This window comes from Novosphingobium fuchskuhlense (assembly GCF_001519075.1).
In the GTDB taxonomy this organism is placed as follows: Bacteria; Pseudomonadota; Alphaproteobacteria; order Sphingomonadales; family Sphingomonadaceae; genus Novosphingobium; species Novosphingobium fuchskuhlense.
The window spans coordinates 435,550-452,809 of record NZ_KQ954246.1 but is presented as its reverse complement, the minus strand read 5'-3'; the positions used below and the strand labels follow the sequence as shown (position 1 = coordinate 452,809).

At 64.8% G+C, this 17,260-nt stretch carries 18 protein-coding genes; 7 read left to right on the top strand and 11 right to left on the bottom strand.

The annotated features are described in order from the left end of the window. Positions 1 to 87: 87 nt before the first annotated feature. From rpsG to AQZ52_RS15995, 6 genes are all read right to left on the bottom strand, one after another. Positions 88 to 558, bottom strand: coding sequence for a 30S ribosomal protein S7 (rpsG, locus tag AQZ52_RS16020; protein ID WP_067913266.1), 471 nt, complete (start codon positions 556 to 558; stop codon positions 88 to 90). A gap of 69 nt (positions 559 to 627) precedes the next feature. Next, the gene (gene rpsL / locus AQZ52_RS16015; protein WP_054121067.1) at positions 628 to 999 is read right to left on the bottom strand and encodes a 30S ribosomal protein S12; all 372 of its coding nucleotides are present in this window, start codon (positions 997 to 999) and stop codon (positions 628 to 630) included. Between the two features lie 387 nt (positions 1,000 to 1,386). Next, positions 1,387 to 1,971 carry a winged helix DNA-binding protein gene (locus AQZ52_RS16010; RefSeq protein ID WP_240481709.1) on the bottom strand — a complete coding sequence of 195 codons (585 nt, stop codon included), beginning with the start codon at positions 1,969 to 1,971 and terminating at the stop codon, positions 1,387 to 1,389. Positions 1,972 to 1,999: 28 nt separating this feature from the next. Beyond that, on the bottom strand, positions 2,000 to 2,446 hold the full coding sequence (locus tag AQZ52_RS16005; RefSeq protein ID WP_067913263.1) for a hypothetical protein: 447 nt from the start codon (positions 2,444 to 2,446) through the stop codon (positions 2,000 to 2,002). A 38-nt stretch (positions 2,447 to 2,484) separates the two neighbouring features. After that, complete coding sequence (locus AQZ52_RS16000) at positions 2,485 to 2,856, bottom strand: hypothetical protein (protein ID WP_240481707.1); 372 nt, start codon at positions 2,854 to 2,856, stop codon at positions 2,485 to 2,487. A 70-nt stretch (positions 2,857 to 2,926) separates the two neighbouring features. Further along, positions 2,927 to 3,616, bottom strand: a complete 690-nt coding sequence (locus tag AQZ52_RS15995; protein ID WP_082698166.1) for a helix-turn-helix transcriptional regulator — start codon at positions 3,614 to 3,616, stop codon at positions 2,927 to 2,929. A gap of 192 nt (positions 3,617 to 3,808) precedes the next feature. Here AQZ52_RS15995 and AQZ52_RS15990 point away from each other — a divergent pair, with 192 nt between their 5' ends. Together AQZ52_RS15990 and AQZ52_RS15985 are read left to right on the top strand one after the other, a co-directional pair. Then, complete coding sequence (locus AQZ52_RS15990) at positions 3,809 to 5,449, top strand: sensor histidine kinase (RefSeq protein WP_067913260.1); 1,641 nt, start codon at positions 3,809 to 3,811, stop codon at positions 5,447 to 5,449. Then, a complete protein-coding gene (locus tag AQZ52_RS15985) occupies positions 5,449 to 6,075 on the top strand; it encodes a response regulator (RefSeq protein WP_067913257.1) in 627 nt (208 codons plus the stop codon). The genes AQZ52_RS15990 and AQZ52_RS15985 overlap by 1 nt, the downstream gene beginning before the upstream one ends. A 35-nt stretch (positions 6,076 to 6,110) precedes the next feature. Here the strand turns inward: AQZ52_RS15985 and AQZ52_RS15980 are convergent, their stop codons facing one another. Next, on the bottom strand, positions 6,111 to 6,953 hold the full coding sequence (locus AQZ52_RS15980; protein WP_067913254.1) for a class III extradiol dioxygenase family protein: 843 nt from the start codon (positions 6,951 to 6,953) through the stop codon (positions 6,111 to 6,113). Then, positions 6,953 to 7,405, bottom strand: a complete 453-nt coding sequence (locus AQZ52_RS15975) for a protocatechuate 4,5-dioxygenase subunit alpha (RefSeq protein WP_082698163.1) — start codon at positions 7,403 to 7,405, stop codon at positions 6,953 to 6,955. The genes AQZ52_RS15980 and AQZ52_RS15975 overlap by 1 nt, the downstream gene beginning before the upstream one ends. Before the next feature lie 166 nt (positions 7,406 to 7,571). Here AQZ52_RS15975 and AQZ52_RS15970 point away from each other — a divergent pair, with 166 nt between their 5' ends. The 5 genes from AQZ52_RS15970 (at position 7,572) to AQZ52_RS15950 (ending at position 15,086) form a co-directional block, all read left to right on the top strand. Beyond that, complete coding sequence (locus AQZ52_RS15970) at positions 7,572 to 7,988, top strand: hypothetical protein (RefSeq protein ID WP_067913251.1); 417 nt, start codon at positions 7,572 to 7,574, stop codon at positions 7,986 to 7,988. A 126-nt stretch (positions 7,989 to 8,114) separates the two neighbouring features. Continuing rightward, the gene (locus tag AQZ52_RS15965) at positions 8,115 to 9,866 is read left to right on the top strand and encodes a type I secretion system permease/ATPase (protein WP_082698161.1); all 1,752 of its coding nucleotides are present in this window, start codon (positions 8,115 to 8,117) and stop codon (positions 9,864 to 9,866) included. Next, positions 9,863 to 11,212 carry an HlyD family type I secretion periplasmic adaptor subunit gene (locus tag AQZ52_RS15960; protein WP_067913248.1) on the top strand — a complete coding sequence of 450 codons (1,350 nt, stop codon included), beginning with the start codon at positions 9,863 to 9,865 and terminating at the stop codon, positions 11,210 to 11,212. Before AQZ52_RS15965 ends, AQZ52_RS15960 begins: the two co-directional genes overlap by 4 nt. A gap of 125 nt (positions 11,213 to 11,337) precedes the next feature. Further along, complete coding sequence (locus tag AQZ52_RS15955) at positions 11,338 to 13,014, top strand: TolC family protein (protein WP_067913245.1); 1,677 nt, start codon at positions 11,338 to 11,340, stop codon at positions 13,012 to 13,014. A 77-nt stretch (positions 13,015 to 13,091) separates the two neighbouring features. Then, on the top strand, positions 13,092 to 15,086 hold the full coding sequence (locus AQZ52_RS15950) for a potassium transporter Kup (RefSeq protein WP_082698159.1): 1,995 nt from the start codon (positions 13,092 to 13,094) through the stop codon (positions 15,084 to 15,086). Here AQZ52_RS15950 and AQZ52_RS15945 read toward each other — a convergent pair. From AQZ52_RS15945 to modA, 3 genes are read right to left on the bottom strand one after another with little or no spacing between them, the layout of a single operon-like run. After that, complete coding sequence (locus tag AQZ52_RS15945; RefSeq protein ID WP_067913242.1) at positions 15,083 to 15,709, bottom strand: ATP-binding cassette domain-containing protein; 627 nt, start codon at positions 15,707 to 15,709, stop codon at positions 15,083 to 15,085. The genes AQZ52_RS15950 and AQZ52_RS15945 overlap by 4 nt on opposite strands. After that, a complete protein-coding gene (gene modB, locus AQZ52_RS15940) occupies positions 15,699 to 16,388 on the bottom strand; it encodes a molybdate ABC transporter permease subunit (RefSeq protein WP_067914084.1) in 690 nt (229 codons plus the stop codon). Before modB ends, AQZ52_RS15945 begins: the two co-directional genes overlap by 11 nt. A gap of 23 nt (positions 16,389 to 16,411) precedes the next feature. Then, complete coding sequence (gene modA / locus AQZ52_RS15935; protein WP_240481699.1) at positions 16,412 to 17,203, bottom strand: molybdate ABC transporter substrate-binding protein; 792 nt, start codon at positions 17,201 to 17,203, stop codon at positions 16,412 to 16,414. Positions 17,204 to 17,260 lie beyond the last annotated feature (57 nt).

Sequence of the window (17,260 nt, the reverse complement as noted above, 5' to 3'; positions counted from 1 at the left end):
CCGCCCCATAGTGTGCTTAGCGTGACCGTTTCAAGACGGCCGCCTGATCATCCTGTGACTGACCGGCGGCCCCCTTGGAGTGCCCTGTTACCAACGATAGTGGCTGAAGGCGCGGTTGGCGTCGGCCATGCGGTGCGTGTCTTCGCGCTTCTTGACCGCGTTGCCACGGTTGTTGGCAGCGTCGAGCAGTTCGGCCGAAAGGCGCGCGGCCATCGTGGTTTCGCTGCGGTTGCGCGCGGCGGTGATCAGCCAGCGGATCGCGAGGGCCTGCGCACGCTCGGTACGCACTTCGACGGGGACCTGGTAGGTCGCACCACCGACGCGGCGGCTGCGGACTTCGATCTGCGGCTTCACGTTGTTGAGCGCATCGTGGAAAAGCTGCAGCGGATCCGCCTTGGCGCGGGTCTGCATGGTTTCCATCGCACCGTAAACGATGCTTTCGGCAACCGACTTCTTCCCATCGAGCATGAGGTTGTTCATGAACTTCGAGAGAACCTGATCACCGAACTTGGGATCCGGCAGGATTTCCCGCTTTTCGGGACGACGACGACGAGACATATTCTGTACTCCTTCGGAACGCGGCCAGCCTTACCCGGCCTGCCATGCGGTTCCGATCCCAGATGAGACTTACTTCGGACGCTTGGCGCCGTACTTCGAACGCGACTGCTTGCGGTCCTTGACACCCTGGGTATCGAGAACGCCGCGCAGCACGTGGTAGCGCACGCCCGGAAGGTCGCGCACACGGCCGCCGCGGATGAGCACCACCGAGTGCTCCTGCAGGTTGTGGCCCTCACCCGGGATGTACGAGATCACTTCGCGGCTGTTGGTCAGGCGGATCTTGGCCACCTTGCGCAGCGCCGAGTTCGGCTTCTTCGGGGTCGTCGTATAGACGCGGGTGCAGACACCGCGCTTCTGCGGGTTCTGCTCCATCGCAGGGACCTTGGACTTGGTCTTCTGCGGTTCGCGGCCCTTGCGGACCAGCTGGTTGATCGTCGGCATGAAGGACTCTTCACCTTGGTTGCGGGCGCGGCGAGAACCAGGTGAAGGCTTGCGGGATATCTCATCCAGCGGCAGGCAGGACTGTAAATAGCCCTGTGCCTTAACGCTGCATGAGCCGAAAACGCTCCACCCGGGGCAAGTCGCCACCGGGTTACTTTGACGGCTGACGGAACTGCTTGATCCGCCCGCCCGATTCGGGCGAGTAAGACCAAACACAAGCAGGACCCGCGAATGACGGAAATCCGCCCTCGAGGCCCTTCTTGCCGCGCACCGGCAATGTTCAGCTCTGTTGAACCGAATGGCAGATAACCATTCGGACCGCCGCGCCCTTAGGCCCGAACCGCCTGCCGGTCAAGCATCAAGCCCGCAGCGGAGCCGATGCCTGACCTATTCCGCAGCCTCGGCGAGCGGAGTCGCCTGGCGCAAGATCGACCCGACCGTGTGGTCAAGCGTGACAAGCGCGACATGCAGCCAGTTGTCCATCGCGGCAAGACCGCGCGGCGAAAGGCGGACGAAGGTGCGACGTCCGTCCCGGCCGTCCTCCTCACGTTCGACGAGGCCGCGCGTCTCGAGTATTCGCAGCCAGCGCAGCGCCGTCGTGGGTGGCACGTCCGCTCCGATGCAGGCGCTGGTGGTAGGCACGGGCCGGTTCTCGCGCGTGGCGACATAAAGATCGAGCAGGATATCCCATGTCGGCTCGCCGAACAGGTCAGCGGGCAGGTAGCGATCACGTCGGCGGCGGATAGCGTAGGCTTCGCGTGCGAAGGCCAGCAGGGCGTCGGGCGTAACATGTGCCGATGGCGCGTGCATCCCGGCCGCAGACACAGTTGCGAGATCCGGCAACCCGGCAGCTTCCGGCGAGACCTCAAGGGCCGATACCGGGCTGGGCTCGGCGTTGACCACGATTACGGCGCGACGAAGCGTTGCCCGGCGACGGCCACGATCGTGACGGCGAACGAGACGGCCAGTCATGCGCGCGCCCGCTTCTCTCCCGGCGCGCTCATGCGAGCCGCCAGGAGTGGTAGCGTCCGATGCGACGCTGCCGAGCGACATGCGCGCCGGTGCCGATCGCAAGCACGACCAGTTGGAACAGGAAAGGCATCTGCGTCATCGTCCAATAGGCCCGGCGCACCATGTCCACCTCCCACAGCTTGGCGACATGGCCGAGCACGACAAGGACCTGAGAGGCCGAAACCCACAGCGGCCAGCCACGATTGGCGTAGAGCGCCACCCAGAGCAAAGTGAAGAAAGCCCAGATATCGATCACCAGGTGCCCTGGATTGACGGTGTACCAGGCTGGATCGCCGAACAGCATATGATTGCCCACATCCAGCACGAACGTGGAAAGCAGCACTGTCGCCACCAGCTGTTCGGGTTCGTCGCCCTTGCGGGCAGCGAACAGCACGGTGGCAAGCAATGCCGTACGAAGGAGCCACAACCAGACCATCGCGCATCAGGATCCCCGGGTGGCAGACCGCATCGGCATCATGCTGCGCGGACCGCATCGGCAGCCTCGGATGCGTCATCGCCTTCAAGGAGCGCAGCAGGCGGGCAGGCGTCGTTGCCACCGCAGGTCTCAACCGCGATCGTGCTGAGGCGGCCGTGGACGCGGGCGAGCTCACCGCCGGCGTCGAGCATTGCCTGCTGGCTCTTCACAAGGCGCATGAGGGCATCCTGCCCGAGGAAGGGGGCGACACCGGTACCGCGGCGCGCACCGACCATCGTCTGCAGGAGCTGCGCCTGGCGCACGAGCGCTTCATCGAGCGCGGCTTCGGCCTGATGCAGATCACGGGCGATCCGCAACTGCGCAATCGAGAGCGGCATTTCCGGCGCAATATGGGTAGGAAAGTCGGTCATCTCTGTCTCTCCGTGCTGGGGCCAAGGCTAGACCCACATTGTCAAACCACGAGGAGACGTTCGCGCCAGTTCAGTTGGTGATGATCTGCGACAACTGCGCAAACATCGCCAAGCCTCCCATCACGATCAGGATCAGGAACATGGCAAAGACCGCGATGGTCCCAAGCCTGACATACGTTCCATAGGGCCCGTCGAACATCTCCGGCAGGACATGATGGTAGGGCTCGGCCAGTGCCTCGCCGCCCTGGAACATGGCCTGAGGCACTGTTTCCCGGCGGATCGGCTGGTTTCGGGCCCAGACCATTCTGTCTTCCCGCATCGGATCCTGCAGGGCATCGAGAGGAAGCGCGACATCGGAAAAGTCATATACGGATCGTTCGTATACAGATGAATTCGCGGCTGCATCCGACACGAGACGGCGATAGGCCTGGGCCACTTCGCCTCGCGTCGCGACGCCGAGCTTGGCGCGGGCCAGCATGATCCGTTGGTCAACCGTGTGGTGGGAAATGCCAAGGATGCGCGAGATCTCCTTGGAGGTCTTGTGTTCGATCAGGAGATCCAGAACGGCGCGCTGCTTGTCCGTCAGCGCATTGAGGATACCCCAAGCATCCGGCGAATCGGGCGGCCCTGGCCCGAACACGGCGGCGGGCGGATCCGGCTGTTGCCCGGGCAGGCTTTCGCCGCCGGAAAACAGGGGCGATTCGTCCCGAACTGGCAGAGGCGACGATGTGACGCTATGGCCCGACTTGCTTATGCTCATCTACCCCGCCCCCCAATAGCACCATTGCGGCGGTAAAAATGGATGAATAACGTCCCGACCGCAAGAACAACCCGACCTCGCTGCCCAAGTCTCTGCATGCAGCGAAGAACCCGATATTGCGGGCCACCTCAAAAAATCATACTTTCCCCTAACATAGGTTAAAATGATCATTAACCTGATAGAAGGCATGTGATGCGCGCGCGGATGTTTGCACGGCGAACCGGGAAGGTTCTGGCGACCAGCCGGGCTGCGATGGCGCTGGTCTTCCTCATCGCGCTGGCGCTTGATCCCTCAGCCCCCGGCATGGGCAGCGAGGCGATGTACGTCCTGCTGATAGGCTACCTTGTCGGCGCCGCCGCCATGATCGTCATTGCCTGGCGTAGCTGGTGGTGGGAATTCCGGCTGGCCCCTTGGGTGCATGCGATCGACACGCTTGCCTTTGTCGCGGCGGTCTACTTCTCCGAAGCCGGCAAAGCGGACTTCAACAGTCCCTTCATGTCGCTTACCGCCTTCCTGCTGATCAGCGCCACGCTTCGCTGGGGCTGGTTCGCGGTCGCCTGGACGTCGATCACTCTCGTCACGCTGAACGTCGTGATCGGTACCGGCCTCTTCGCGCTTGGCTTGCCGATCGAGCCCTACCGCTACGGGCGGCGGCTGATGTATCTCGGCGTGCTATCGCTCATGATGGTCTGGCTGAGCGGCGAGCAGCGCGGACCGCGTGCGGCGCCCATGCCGCGCACGCCTGGAACGCCCGGTGAACGGCGCAATGCGATCCTCGTCGATACGCTGAGCTTTGCGCGCACCGCGCTGCAAGCGAAGGGAGCGGCCATCGCGGTGCCCCATGGGGAGGAGCCGTGGACAGAAATGCTGCGTGACACCGGCTTTGCAGTGATCGTCGACAGGTTCGGGCCCGAGGTGCTGGACGGCAGTTTCGGCCCGCCCGACCGCGCCGTGCTGATCGACCTGTCGCGGGGGCGGCAGATCATCAGCCGCGCAAGTTCCTTTCCGCTGGCACTGCCCGGCCCGGTCGATGCGCCGCTGGCCGCGCATTGCGGCGTCAACGAGGCAATTATCGTCACTTTCGAGACGGCGGCGGGACCTGGCCAGCTGCTGATCTGGGGCATTCCGGACATGTGTGTCGACGACCTCCCTCTCGTCGAGACGATTGGCCGTCATCTCAGCACTGAGCTTGACCGCGAGGACCTCGCCGAACTGGCGCAGGCGGCCTCTGCCGCAGCGCTGCGCGATGCACTTGCGCGCGACCTGCATGACAGTGTGGCGCAGTTCCTGGCCGGCACGCTCTTCCGGCTTGAGGCGCTTTCGCGCTGGATCCGCGAAGGCCTTGATCCGAGCAACGAAATCAACGATCTCAAGGCAGCGCTGCGGCGAGAGCAGGGCGAGCTGCGCGCGATGATCCAGCGTCTGCGGCGAGGCGAGGAAGGCGACCGTCGCACCGACCTTATCGAGGAGCTTGAAACACTGCTCGGCGAAATGAGCCGACACTGGCACCTTGGCGTCAGACTTGATTCTCCGGTGCGACCGATGCCGGTCTCAATCGGCCTTGCCCACGAGCTTCGCCAGATCATCCGCGAAGCGGTCGCCAATGCCGCGCGTCATGGCAGCTGCCGCGAGGTTGTCGTCGCGGTATCATCCGGCCAGCCGGGACTGACGCTCACGATCGCCGATGATGGGCAAGGTTTTCCAGCGGACACCGCGCCAGCCCGCCCGAGGTCGATCAGCGAACGGGTGGAGGCTCTGGGCGGAACGCTTTCAATCTGTCATAACGCACCGGGGGCCGTGCTGGAGATTGCCCTGCCCAATAGGATTGCCTGATGATTCCCGTTCTTGTTGCCGATGATCACGGCTTCATTCGTGCCGGCGTCGAAGCCGTCCTGCGCGGAAGCCGCTTCCAGGTCGTTGCCGGTACGGCGAGCGGCGAGGAAACACTTGCCGCCATCGCCACGCACGATCCCGCGATCGTGTTGCTCGATATCAACATGCCCGGAATGAACGGGGTGCAAGCACTCGAGGCGTTGCGCTCGAAAGGCGACAAGCGCGCGGTCGTGCTGCTTACCGCCGGCATCAACGACCGCCAGCTTCTGGCGGTCATGCGCGCCGGGGTCGAAGGGATCGTCTGCAAGGACGGCGCCGAAGGGGGCTTGGTCGAAGTGCTGGAGAAAGTCCATGCAGGGGCCAAGGCGATCGAGCCGGCGCTTCTGCAGCGCGCGCTGGATCTCTCGCTCAGCGCCGAAACCGGGGGGCCGCTCGAACGGCTCAACCAGCGCGAGCGGCGGATCGCCCGGCTGGTTGCGCGCGGTATGCGCAACCGCGACATCGGGACTGAGCTCGGGATCGGCGAAGGCACGGTGAAGGTCTATCTCCACGCGATGTACCAGAAGCTGGGGATCGAGAACCGCACCGAACTCGCGCTGCTGGCCGTCAACGATCCGGGCGAGTAGCCCAGCCCAGTACAAGCCCGCTCGGCTCCGGCTGCTCAGGCAGGCTCAAGCACCACGGTAGCCGCCGCTGTATTGCTGATCGGCACATGATAGTTGCGCATGACCATCGTCTGAGGCGCATCGCCAAGCGCGCCGCGTGCCGTGATCCAGTTGAGGATCTCCACGCCCTGCGTGCCGGCCAGTTCCGCCACTTCCTCCGCTGAATGCGCCGTGAGTGCGGCGGGATCGGTGGCAAGGTTGTCGAGACAGAAGCGGTCGTATTCGGGATTCATGAAACCGGCGCGCGCGCCCTCCAACTGGTGCGAGAGGCCGCCCGTGCCCATGACCATAATCCGCTCGTCGCCTTTCCAGCTGCGCAGCGCACGCCCCACAGCCTGCCCGAGAGCAAGACAGCGACGCGGCGAAGGCAGCGGAAACTGCACGGTGTTGATCGCGATCGGTACGAGCTTCACAGGCCAGGCGCCGACGTCGGGCCAAGCGAGCTCGAACGGGATCGAAAGCGCGTGATCGACCTTCATATTCTGGCAGGTCGTAATGTCGAACTCTGCCTCGACCAGCGTTTCGATAACGTGCCACGACAGGTTGGGATGCCCCACGAAACTCTTGTAGACGGGCAGGCCCCAGCCCTCGTCGGCATTGTCATAGCGGGCAGCCGCCCCCACCGCGAAGGTGGGCATTGCATCGAGGAAGAAGTTGAGTCCGTGATCGTTGTAGAACACGATCGCGACATCGGGCCTCGCTTCGGCAAGCCATTGGCGTACCGGCGGGAAGCCATCAAAGAAGGGCTTCCAATAGGCCTCCTGCTGGTCTCCGCGCTCGATCGCACCGCCGATCGCTGGAACGTGACTGGTGAAATAGCCGCCGACAACCTGCGCCATCACGCATGCTCCCTTTGTAGTGCGGCCGAGGCCGGGTCTGGCCCGAAATGCAGTCCGCCGAGCGCGGGATCGACGAGATCCCGGGTGGCCGAGAGCATCGCCTTGAATTCTGCCACGCTGCGGCCGGTCTGAAGTGCGCCGAGGTCCTGAACGTTGAGACCGAAGATGCCCGCCAGCTTGGCGAGGTAGTAGACATTGCCGCCCACCGCGAGCATGGCCGGAACGTCGCGCGCAGCGACCGCGGCGCAGTGCTCTTCGCTGAGGCCGAACTTGCGGCAGTAGGCCTCCTCGTCCGCGACGAAGGCGGCGCGATTTTCAGCATCATTGAACGAATAACACATCGCGTTCAGCGCAAAGCCGCGCTCCGCCAGTTCGCCATCGAACAGAACAGTGCCGGGGATGGACCGGCGCAGCGCGCGGGGATCGGTTCTGACGCTGACTTGCGACGGCATGGACACTTCTCCCGCAGGAAGACCGGGTTCACCCGGCCCTGTCCGCATAGCAGCAACCACAGGGGGACGAATTGACCAAGGTCAATCGCAAGGCCCGATCTAGGCACTGTTACGTAACCGGCAATGCGGATTGCACAACGAAAGCCGCAGGGCCACATGCGCGATCATGGCCCTTTCCAATGCCGAGCGGCAGCGTCGCTATCGCCAGAAATTGAAAGTGCGGGCATCGCCCGAGGGTGTGGCCGATCAGGTCCGCGCCGCCGTTGAGCGTGCCATCCATGCGCTTTGGGCATTTCATCAGCGGCCGGGTCCGGGCGGGACCGACTGGGCCGAGATCGACGGCTGCCAGACACTCGCCCAGTATCGCTCGGAACTGGAGCGAAGCCCGGGCAATCTCGTGCAGGCGGTGCGCGCGTTCCTACCGGATTTCGCCGGCCTGACTCCGGAGGAGGCGCGCGCTATAGCCGTGGTGATCGATCTGTCCGATGCACTGCGCATCGCCCCGCCCCGCCACCATGCAGCCCGCATTTCCAGCGCGGCCCACCCGGCCGCAGATTGGGCCCCGGCCGCCGATAGGATATGACATGTTCATATTCCCTTCACCAATTTCTGTAACGAGCCAGCACAAGCCCACCAAAGCACGGTTGAGGATGCAATCGCGCTTGATGACTGTGGTTCAATCGTTTAGCCGCCGGGCGTCAGGAGTAATATGAACGTCGACCGTCAATTCATGCGGCTTTTCGTGGCGCGCTATCGGAGTGCCCTCATTCTTGTCGGCATCGCCAGCGTCATGCTCAACGTTCTGGTGTTTGCCGGATCGGCCTACATGCTCCTCGTATACGACTCGGTCTTGCCAAGCCGCAGTGTCCCGACGCTGTTCGGCCTTTTCGGCATGCTGCTACTGGTCTACGCCTTCCAATCGATCTTCGAGGCGATCCGCAGCGAGGCGCTGCTGGGCATCGCCAATGGGGTGCACGACGACCTGTTCGAGGCGGTGCACTATGCCACCGTCACCCGCCCCCTGCGCGCGGGGGCTGACAAGGGTGACGGGCTGCAGTTCACGCGCGACCTTGACTCCATCCACACGTTCCTCGCCGGCCAAGGGCCGATCGCGCTGATCGATCTGCCGTGGGTGATCACCTTCATGATCGTGCTGTTCGCGCTGCACTGGTGGCTTGGCGTCACAGCGCTGGCGGGCGTATTCATCATGGCCGGCATTGCGATCATTTCCAACCGCCGCACCCAGGCCGGCTCGCGCGAGTTGGCGAACATCACCGGACGCCGGTCTGCCGCCGCATTGTCGGAAATCCGCTTTGCCGAAAGCGCTTTCGCGATGGGCATGCAGGAACGGCTTGTTGCGCGCACCGCAGGCTGGGAAACCAACTTCATCGAGGCGCAGTCCTATCTTTCCCGAACGGTTTCGCGGCTCGGCGGTGCCAGCAAGGCGTTCCGCATGCTGCTGCAATCGCTGATCCTCTCGGTCGGCGCGTTGCTCGTGATCGACGGACAGGCCAGCGGCGGCGTGATCCTCGCCTCCTCGGTGCTGTCGGGCCGGGCGCTTGCACCGGTCGATCAGGCCATCGCCAACTGGAAGGGGCTTGTTGCCGCCCGTACCGGCTGGGGCCGCATCGCGCAGGCCGTCGCCACCTTCCGCAAGCCGCAAGCCCGCGGCGTGACGCTCGAGCGGCCTTCGCGCGAGCTTTCTGTGCGGGATATCTGGGTAGCGCCCCCGGGCACGCAGCGCTTCACGCTTTCGGGCGTATCCCTCACCCTTACACCGGGTCAGGTCCTTGCCGTGATCGGGCCGAGTGCGGCGGGCAAGACCACGCTGGTCCGCGCTATCCTCGGCATCTGGAAGGCCAACCGCGGTGAAGTGCGGCTTGACGGCGCGACACTTGATCAGTGGGATCCGGAAACGCTCGGCAGCTACTTCGGTTACGTGCCGCAGACCGTCGATCTCGTCGATGGCACGATCGGCCAGAACATTGCACGCTTCGATCCCGAAGCGACCTCGGAAGGCGTCATGGCCGCGGCCAAGGCCGCCGGCATGCACGAAGTGATCCTCGCGCTGCCTGACGGCTATGAAACCCAGGTTTCGGCCGGCGCGGTGGAGCTTTCCGCCGGCCAGCGCCAACGCATCGGCCTTGCCCGCGCACTCTATGGGGATCCGTTCCTCCTCGTGCTCGATGAGGCCAATTCGAACCTCGACGCAGCGGGTGACGCGGCGCTGGCCAATGCCATTGCCGGCATGCGGGCGCGCGGCGGCATCGTGATCATGATCACCCACCGTCCGGCCACGCTTGGCCCCTCCACGCACCTCGCGGTGATCAATGGCGGCCGCCTTGCAGACTTTGGTCCACGTGATGAAGTGATGCAGCGGATGCAGGCCCAGTCCGCTCCGCAGCAGGTCCCCCAGGGTGCTCCGGGCGCCAGCAATCCGGCCAAGGAAGCCACCGCATGAACATGCCCACCACCATCTCCGATCCCGCACGCCAGCTCCTGCCAGCGTTCGGCGAGGAAGGCGCGAACAAGGCCAAGGCTCCGATCCTCCTCAAGCGCCTGCTGATGACGGTGGGCGGGTTGCTGCTGCTGCTGTTCGTGCTCGCAGCGCTGATCCCAATGGGCGGTGCCGTGATCGGTGGCGGTGCCGTCGGTGTCGAATCCCGCGTCAAGCGGATCGCGCACCCGACCGGCGGCGTGATCAAGGCGATCTACGTGCGCAACGGCGAACACGTCACGCAGGGGCAGCTGTTGATGCGGCTCGACGACCGGGTGACCGGCGCAGACGCGACCTATTCAAACCTCACAGTCGAACAGCTCCTGGCCCAGAAGGCACGGCTTGAGGCGGAACGGCTCGGCTCGGGCAAGCTGGTATTTCCGGCGGAGCTGACGACGTCGACCAAGCCCAGCGCTGCCAAGGCCATGGCGGACGAGACACGTCTGTTCTCGATCCGTCAAACCGAGGAAACCGGCCTGCGCGCACAGCTGGCCGCACGGGTACAGCAGTACAACGAGGAAATTCGCGGACTGGAATCCCAGATCGCCGCGCTCAAGCAGCAGCGCAAGCTGATCGAGCCCGAGCGGCAGGGCGTCAAGGACCTGTGGGACAAGCAGCTCGTAACGATCAACCGGCTGAACCAGCTGGAACGCACCGCCGTCGATCTCGACGGTAATGTCGGCTCGCTCCAGGCACAGATTGCCCAGGCCCGCGCCCGCATCACCGAAGCGCAGGAACAGTCGATCCAGCTCAGCGAGACGCGCCGCGTCCAGGCGGGCACCGAACTCGCCCAGGTCAACACCGCGCTGAATCAGCAGCAATTGCGCAGCGTGGCAGCGTCCGATCAGCAGGACCGCAGCGAGATCAGAGCGCCCTATACCGGGGTGATCGAGAAGATCGCCTTCGCGGCGATCGGCGATGTGGTGCGTCCCGCAGAACCGATCATGGAAATTGTTCCCGATCGCGATACCTTCGTCGTTGAGGCCATGATCAGCCCGGCCGACATCGACCAGACGATGAAGGGCCAGCTCGCCCGTGTGCGGTTCACCTCGTTCAACCGCCCGACGACGCCGGAAATCATCGGCAAGGTGACCTATGTCGCAACGGATCGCAGCGAGAACCCTGAATCCAAGCAGTCCTTCTACATGGTGCGGATCGAGGTGGATCAGGCTGCCGTGAAGAAGGAAGGCCTCGTCCTGCGCAGCGGTATGCCGGCCGAAGTTTACATCGAAACGGGCAATCGCTCGATGCTGTCCTATCTCACGAAGCCGTTCATGGACCAGTTCATGCGCGCCTTCCGCGACAACTGAACAGCAGCGCTATGACCCCTCCCCTGCCCCTGCGCCACGTACTCCTCACCGCCTGTGCGGCATGCTCCTTGCTGTCGCCAGTTTTTGCCCAGACCTCGCCTGCGGCGCCTCCGGCAGGCGCACCGATGCAGGGCCCGCCCAATACCGGTGCGCAGGGCGGCAATCTCGGCACAGACGATCCGGACAGCGGACGCGATCGGGGTGATTTCCGCGATGATGCTGGCGACGACGGGCGCGATGCCGCCGTTTCCGAAGCCGAGCGGATTGCGCTCCGACCGGAACTTCCTGAGGGAACTCCGGCCGACGTCGTGGAACACGCGAATACCGGTGCGCCCGTCACGTCGCTGACGGATGCGCTGCGTCTGGCCTACTGGACGTCGCCCACGCTGCTCGCCCAGCGCGCGACAGTGAAGAGCTACGACTACCGCGTGGCGCAGGCTCGCGCCGGCTACGGGCCAAAGCTGAACTACAGCACAGCGCTGACCTGGCAGCGCGACAGCTTCGAGCAGCGGCGCGGGCGGTCGATTGCGCTTTCGGGCTGGACGTCGACGGCATCGGCGGTGCTGACCCAACCGCTGTTCACCTTCGGCCGTAACGCTTCGCAGGAGCGCAGCTCGAACGCGCAGCTCGAATTCCAGAAGCAGGTGCTGCGATCAACCGAGCAGCAAGCCCTGCTGGATGCGATCACGGCCTACATCGGGGTGCTGCGCGACCGGGCTTCGGTGATCATCGCGAAGGACAACCTCGCGGCGCTCGAACGCCAACTCAATGACAACAAGGCGCGGCTCGCTGTGCGCGAAGTGACCGCGACCGATGTCCAGCAGATCTCGACGCGCGTTGCATTGGGGCAGGCGCAAGTCTATTCGGCACTCCGCGATGCCGCCTCGAGCGAGGCAACCTTCCTGCGCATGGTCGGCGTGCCGCCTGGCGATCTCGTGGCGCCCAACCCGCTCCAGCTGCCGGTGCGGCAGCTGGAGGAAGCCTATGCCTTTTCCGAGACGCATAGCCCAGTGATCCTTGCCGCACAGGCCCGCGAGAAGGTCTCGCGCGCGAGCGTAGCAGCTGCCAAGGCCGATCTGATGCCGCGCATCGACCTGCAGGGCAGCGCAAACATAGGTACGCAGAGCGCCTACAACGACAACCTGCGGACCAAGGAAGCGCGGGCTCAGTTCATCATTTCGGGCCCGATCTTCGAAAGCGGGCTGCGCCGTGCGCGGGTAAGCGAAGCGATGGCGGCCAATGATGCAGATTGGCGCCTGCTCGATGCATCCCTTCGCGAAAGTCGTGCCAGCCTTGCCGCATCGTGGAACGACTGGCAGGCCCAGCAAGCCGCGATCGCCAGCTATCGCGATGCCGAGGCGTCGGCGCGAATGGCCTATGAGGGTGCGATCCTGCAACAGCGCGCGGGCTTGATCACCACGCTCGACGTGCTTGATCTGGCGCGTGAACTGCTGGTCGCGCGCAGCAACTCCAACACTGCTATTGCCAATGCCTATATTGCCAAGGCGCGGGTGCTGGCAGCCGCCGGAGCGCTCGAGCAGACCTGGCTTATGCCCGATGCCGCGCGCTACAACGTCGACCGCCATTCCGATCGGGTGAAGCACAATGGCGATGTGCCACTGGTTACCCCGATCCTGCGCGGGATCGACAGTGCCGCTGCGGTCGGCAGCACGGCCACACGCCCTGTGCGCGATCCGACCGGTTCGCGCACTGCGCCGCCCATCGTGATCCAGCCTGCAGACAAGCTGGTTGAACCGGCTCCCTCCCCCGCAGATCAGGCGCCAGCGAAACCGCCGAAATGACAGCGGAATTCCTGTCCGGAGCGTTGCCTGCAAAATAGTTCTCGCAAGTACCTCCTCGCAGGAGTAGCGGCGCGCCGATGGACACCAACGGGACTCACGACGGCGCGAATCAGACCAGCGAGCCACGGGGCGAAGCAGACCTGGACAAGCCCGCTATCAGCCCATCGGATAGGCCCGATCCGGCGCAGACACATGGTCCGGCAGAGCACGGGCATCACCGCGAGGGGATAGCCACGCTCGCCATAGGCGCCATCGGGGTTGTGTTCGGCGATATCGGCACCTCGCCGCTCTACTCGCTCAAGGAGAGCTTCATCGGCCACCATCCGCTGAAGGTGGACCAGACGCATATCTTCGGCGTGCTGAGCCTCGTGTTCTGGACCATGATCGTGATCGTGACCGTGAAATACGTGTTCATGATCCTGCGCGCGGACAACAAGGGCGAAGGCGGCAGTCTGGCTCTTCTCGCACTGGTCAGCCGTTGCATGGCCGATACCCGGTTGACCTACATCATGGTCATGTTGGGTCTAAGCGCCACGGCACTGTTCTTTGGCGATGCTATCATCACGCCAGCGGTTTCCGTGCTCTCTGCGGTCGAGGGTTTGACTGTGGTCCATCCGGCGTTCGAACGGCTGGTCCTGCCGATCTCGATCGCGATCCTGATTGGCCTCTTCGCAATCCAGTCACGCGGGACCGCTGCGGTCGGCAAGCTGTTCGGGCCGGTCATGGTGGTCTATTTCCTCACGATCGCCGCCCTCGGCGTCACCGGGATCGCCGAGGCCCCGGAAATTCTGTGGGCGCTCAATCCGATCCATGGCGTGGAATTCTTTGCGCTCGATCCCATGCTTGCCTTCCTCGCGCTCGGCTCGATCGTGCTGGCCGTGACGGGCGCGGAGGCCCTCTACGCCGACATGGGCCACTTCGGACGCCGCGCGATCACGGTGGCCTGGCTCGGCATGGCCTTCCCATGTCTGCTGATCAATTACCTCGGGCAGTCGGCAATGATGCTGCGCCATCCCGAAACGGTCGAGAATCCCTTCTTCCTTCTTGCACCCGAAGCGCTGCGCCTGCCGCTGGTGCTGCTGGCGACGATGGCCACGGTCATCGCCAGCCAGGCGGTGATCTCGGGCGCGTTTTCGGTCTCGCAGCAGGCGGTGCAGCTTGGCTATCTGCCGCGTATCCGCATTCGCCATACGAGCGCGAGCGCGGCGGGTCAGATCTATGTCCCCGTCGTCAACTGGGCGCTGCTGGTGCTCGTCGTGCTGCTGGTGCTGAGCTTCAAGACCTCGGGCAATCTCGCCTCAGCCTACGGGATCGCGGTGACGGGGACGATGTTCATCACCGCTTGCATGTTCGGCGTGCTGGCCTTCGTGGTATGGCGCTGGCCGCCGCTGGTGGCGGGCTTCTTTACTGGCGTGTTCCTGCTCGTCGACGGTGCCTATTTCGCCTCCAACGTCACCAAGATTCCGGATGGTGGCTGGTTTCCGCTGGTGGTCGCAGGTATCGCCTTCACCATGCTGACGACTTGGGCGACAGGTCGGCGCATCCTGCGCGAGCGGCTGGCCGAGGATTCGATGCCGTTCGACATCTTCCTCAATTCGGTCTGCCAGAAGGTGCGGCGGGTGGCCGGCACCTCGGTGTTTCTCGCTTCCAACGCGGAGGGCATTCCGCCCGCCCTGCTCCACAACCTCAAGCACAACCACATTCTGCATGATCGGGTGGTGGTGCTGACAGTGGAGACCCAGAACGTCCCGCATGTGCCGCCCGAGCGGCGACGCGAGGTGGAAGACCTCGGCTTCGGCTTCTACCGCATGATCATCCGCATCGGCTTTATGGACGAAGCCGACGTACCTGCGGAACTGGCAGCGGAAACGCGCGCCGGCGGCCCGTTCAAGCCGATGGACACGAGCTACTTCCTCGCCCGCCAGACCCTGATCGCCTCAAAGCGGCCGGGCATGGCGATCTGGCGGGAGAAGCTCTTTGCGTGGATGGTGCGCAACGCGGAAAGCGCAATGGTGTTCTTCCGCCTTCCGACCAATCGCGTGATCGAACTCGGCAGCCAGCTGGAAATCTAAGGTCTCAGCTCCACCACCGTGTCCGCCAGCCGCGCCACATCGGCTCGGTCGTGACTGACCAGCAGGATCGGCAGCGCCAGTTCGTCGCGGATCCGCTCGATCACAGCAATGATCGCCTCGCGCCGCGCATCGTCGAGCGCGGTCAGCGGCTCATCCATCAGCAGGAAGCGCGGGCCCGAGAGCAGTGCGCGCCCGATTGCCACGCGCTGCGCCTCGCCGCCGGATAGCGTGCGCGGACGGCGGCCGAGCAGCGGCGCGATATCCAGAAAATCGGCCACTTCCTCAAGGCTCAGGAAACGGCGTTCGGGCGGTGCTAGCCTTTGGCCGTAAAGCAGGTTGCCCAGCACACGTCGGTGTGGAAACAGGCGTAGGTCCTGAAACATAACGCCGCAAGCCCGAGCCTCGGGCGGCAGGTTGACGCGCGCCAGGCTGTCGAACAGCACGGTGCCGCCGACCGCAATCCGGCCCGCCTCGGGCCGCAGCAAGCCGGCAAGCGCCTCGAGCACGCTCGACTTTCCGGCACCTGACGGCCCGACCAGCGCCGTGATCCCCCCCGCCGATGCAAACCGGCATACGATCGCGCGTTCGCCCCGCCTCACGGTCACATCGACGTCAAAGGACATGACCACCTCGTCCCGAGCCCGATGCCCGGGTCAGCGCTTCCGAAGCCACAAGCGCGGCCAACGACAGCGCCACGGCCATCAGCGCCAGCCGCCACACTGCGCCGTCGCCGCCGGGCAACTGGAGCGCGGCGTAGATAGCGAGCGGCAGGGTGCGGGTTTCATCGGGAATGTTGGACACGAAGGTGATGGTTGCGCCGAATTCCCCAAGCGAACGCGCGAAACCGAGCACCGCGCCGGCCAGCACACCGGGTGCAGCCAGCGGCAGGGTGATCGTCCAGAACGTCTGCCAGGGCCCCGCGCCGAGCGTGCGCGCCGCGGCCTCAAGCCGGGGATCGACCGCCTCGAGGCTTAGCCGGATAGCGCGCACCATCAAGGGCAGCGCCATGACCGCCGCCGCGATGGCGGCCCCCGTCCAGCGGAACAGGACGCTGACGCCCAGCAGCGCCAACAAACGGCCGCCCGGACCCTCGGGCGCGAAGGCGATGAGCAGCAGCCAGCCGATCACCACCGGGGGGAGCACCAGCGGCAGATGGACGAGGCCATCGAGCAGGATCTTGCCCGGGAATTGCAGCCGGGCGAGCACCCAGGCCAGCACGAACGCAAGCGGCAGCGCGCCGGCCATCGCGGCGAGGCTGACCTGCAACGAAAGCAGGACGATGCCCCATTCTTCTCCGGTCATGCCCATCGCACCAGCCTGCCGGATCAGCGCGTGCCGAAGCCGAAGCGGCGGAACACGGCCTTGCCTTCCCCCGATAAGAGAAAGCGGCGGAAGGCTTCGGCATCGGGATGGCTGGATGTGGTCAGCCGGGCGAGCGGATAAGTGATCGGCCGGTGCGCTTCGGCCGGAATCCAGCCGGCCACGCGCACTGCAGGCTCGGCCCGGGCATCCGTGGCGTAGACGATGCCGAGAGGTGCGGCCCCGCGCGCCACCAGCGCAAGCGCGGCGCGCACGTTTTCAGCGCGGGCGAGGCTCATTTGCACGGTCTGCCAGACTTTCAGGTTGGTGAGCGCCTCGCGGGCATAGCGTCCGGCAGGAACGGAATCTGGATCCGCCACCGCCAACCGTCCGCCGCCCAGCGCCGAAGCGAGCGGAAAGCCCGGCCGCATGGCGAAGCCGGCGCGGCTGGCAGCCGGCGCAACGATCACAAGCCGGTTGGTGAGAAAATCGGCGCGCGAGCCGGGAACCAGCAGTTTGCGCGCGGCGAGAAAATCCATCCACTCTTCATCGGCCGATACAAAGAGATCGGCCGGTGCCTTGGCCTCGATCTGGCGCGCCAGCGCGGATGAGGCCGCAAAGGAAAGAACCGGACGGGAATGACCTTTCCTTGCCCAGCTGTCGGCCGCGGCGGTCAACGCTTCCTGCAAGCTGGCGGCTGCGAGCACGAGGGGACCGCGCCCGCCGACCTGCGCCTGGGTCCGTGCGAGGGCCGGCCCGGCCAAGCCCACAGGGGCCAGCAAGAGCAGCAATGCTGCCAGCATGTTTCGGATGCGCATCGATCACCCCAGAGTTGCGATATTCGTCCGTATATAGTTAGGACTGCAAGAACAAGG

What these genes read in the sequence shown, in the direction of transcription:
- rpsG (WP_067913266.1), bottom strand. Translation starts at nt 558, where the DNA reads ATGTCTCGTCGTCGTCGTCCCGAAAAGCGGGAAATCCTGCCGGATCCC.
- rpsL (WP_054121067.1), bottom strand. Translation starts at nt 999, where the DNA reads ATGCCGACGATCAACCAGCTGGTCCGCAAGGGCCGCGAACCGCAGAAG.
- AQZ52_RS16010 (WP_240481709.1), bottom strand. Translation starts at nt 1,971, where the DNA reads ATGACTGGCCGTCTCGTTCGCCGTCACGATCGTGGCCGTCGCCGGGCA.
- AQZ52_RS16005 (WP_067913263.1), bottom strand. Translation starts at nt 2,446, where the DNA reads ATGGTCTGGTTGTGGCTCCTTCGTACGGCATTGCTTGCCACCGTGCTG.
- AQZ52_RS16000 (WP_240481707.1), bottom strand. Translation starts at nt 2,856, where the DNA reads ATGACCGACTTTCCTACCCATATTGCGCCGGAAATGCCGCTCTCGATT.
- AQZ52_RS15995 (WP_082698166.1), bottom strand. Translation starts at nt 3,616, where the DNA reads ATGAGCATAAGCAAGTCGGGCCATAGCGTCACATCGTCGCCTCTGCCA.
- AQZ52_RS15990 (WP_067913260.1), top strand. Translation starts at nt 3,809, where the DNA reads ATGCGCGCGCGGATGTTTGCACGGCGAACCGGGAAGGTTCTGGCGACC.
- AQZ52_RS15985 (WP_067913257.1), top strand. Translation starts at nt 5,449, where the DNA reads ATGATTCCCGTTCTTGTTGCCGATGATCACGGCTTCATTCGTGCCGGC.
- AQZ52_RS15980 (WP_067913254.1), bottom strand. Translation starts at nt 6,953, where the DNA reads ATGGCGCAGGTTGTCGGCGGCTATTTCACCAGTCACGTTCCAGCGATC.
- AQZ52_RS15975 (WP_082698163.1), bottom strand. Translation starts at nt 7,405, where the DNA reads ATGCCGTCGCAAGTCAGCGTCAGAACCGATCCCCGCGCGCTGCGCCGG.
- AQZ52_RS15970 (WP_067913251.1), top strand. Translation starts at nt 7,572, where the DNA reads ATGGCCCTTTCCAATGCCGAGCGGCAGCGTCGCTATCGCCAGAAATTG.
- AQZ52_RS15965 (WP_082698161.1), top strand. Translation starts at nt 8,115, where the DNA reads ATGAACGTCGACCGTCAATTCATGCGGCTTTTCGTGGCGCGCTATCGG.
- AQZ52_RS15960 (WP_067913248.1), top strand. Translation starts at nt 9,863, where the DNA reads ATGAACATGCCCACCACCATCTCCGATCCCGCACGCCAGCTCCTGCCA.
- AQZ52_RS15955 (WP_067913245.1), top strand. Translation starts at nt 11,338, where the DNA reads ATGCAGGGCCCGCCCAATACCGGTGCGCAGGGCGGCAATCTCGGCACA.
- AQZ52_RS15950 (WP_082698159.1), top strand. Translation starts at nt 13,092, where the DNA reads ATGGACACCAACGGGACTCACGACGGCGCGAATCAGACCAGCGAGCCA.
- AQZ52_RS15945 (WP_067913242.1), bottom strand. Translation starts at nt 15,709, where the DNA reads ATGTCCTTTGACGTCGATGTGACCGTGAGGCGGGGCGAACGCGCGATC.
- modB (WP_067914084.1), bottom strand. Translation starts at nt 16,388, where the DNA reads ATGACCGGAGAAGAATGGGGCATCGTCCTGCTTTCGTTGCAGGTCAGC.
- modA (WP_240481699.1), bottom strand. Translation starts at nt 17,203, where the DNA reads ATGCGCATCCGAAACATGCTGGCAGCATTGCTGCTCTTGCTGGCCCCT.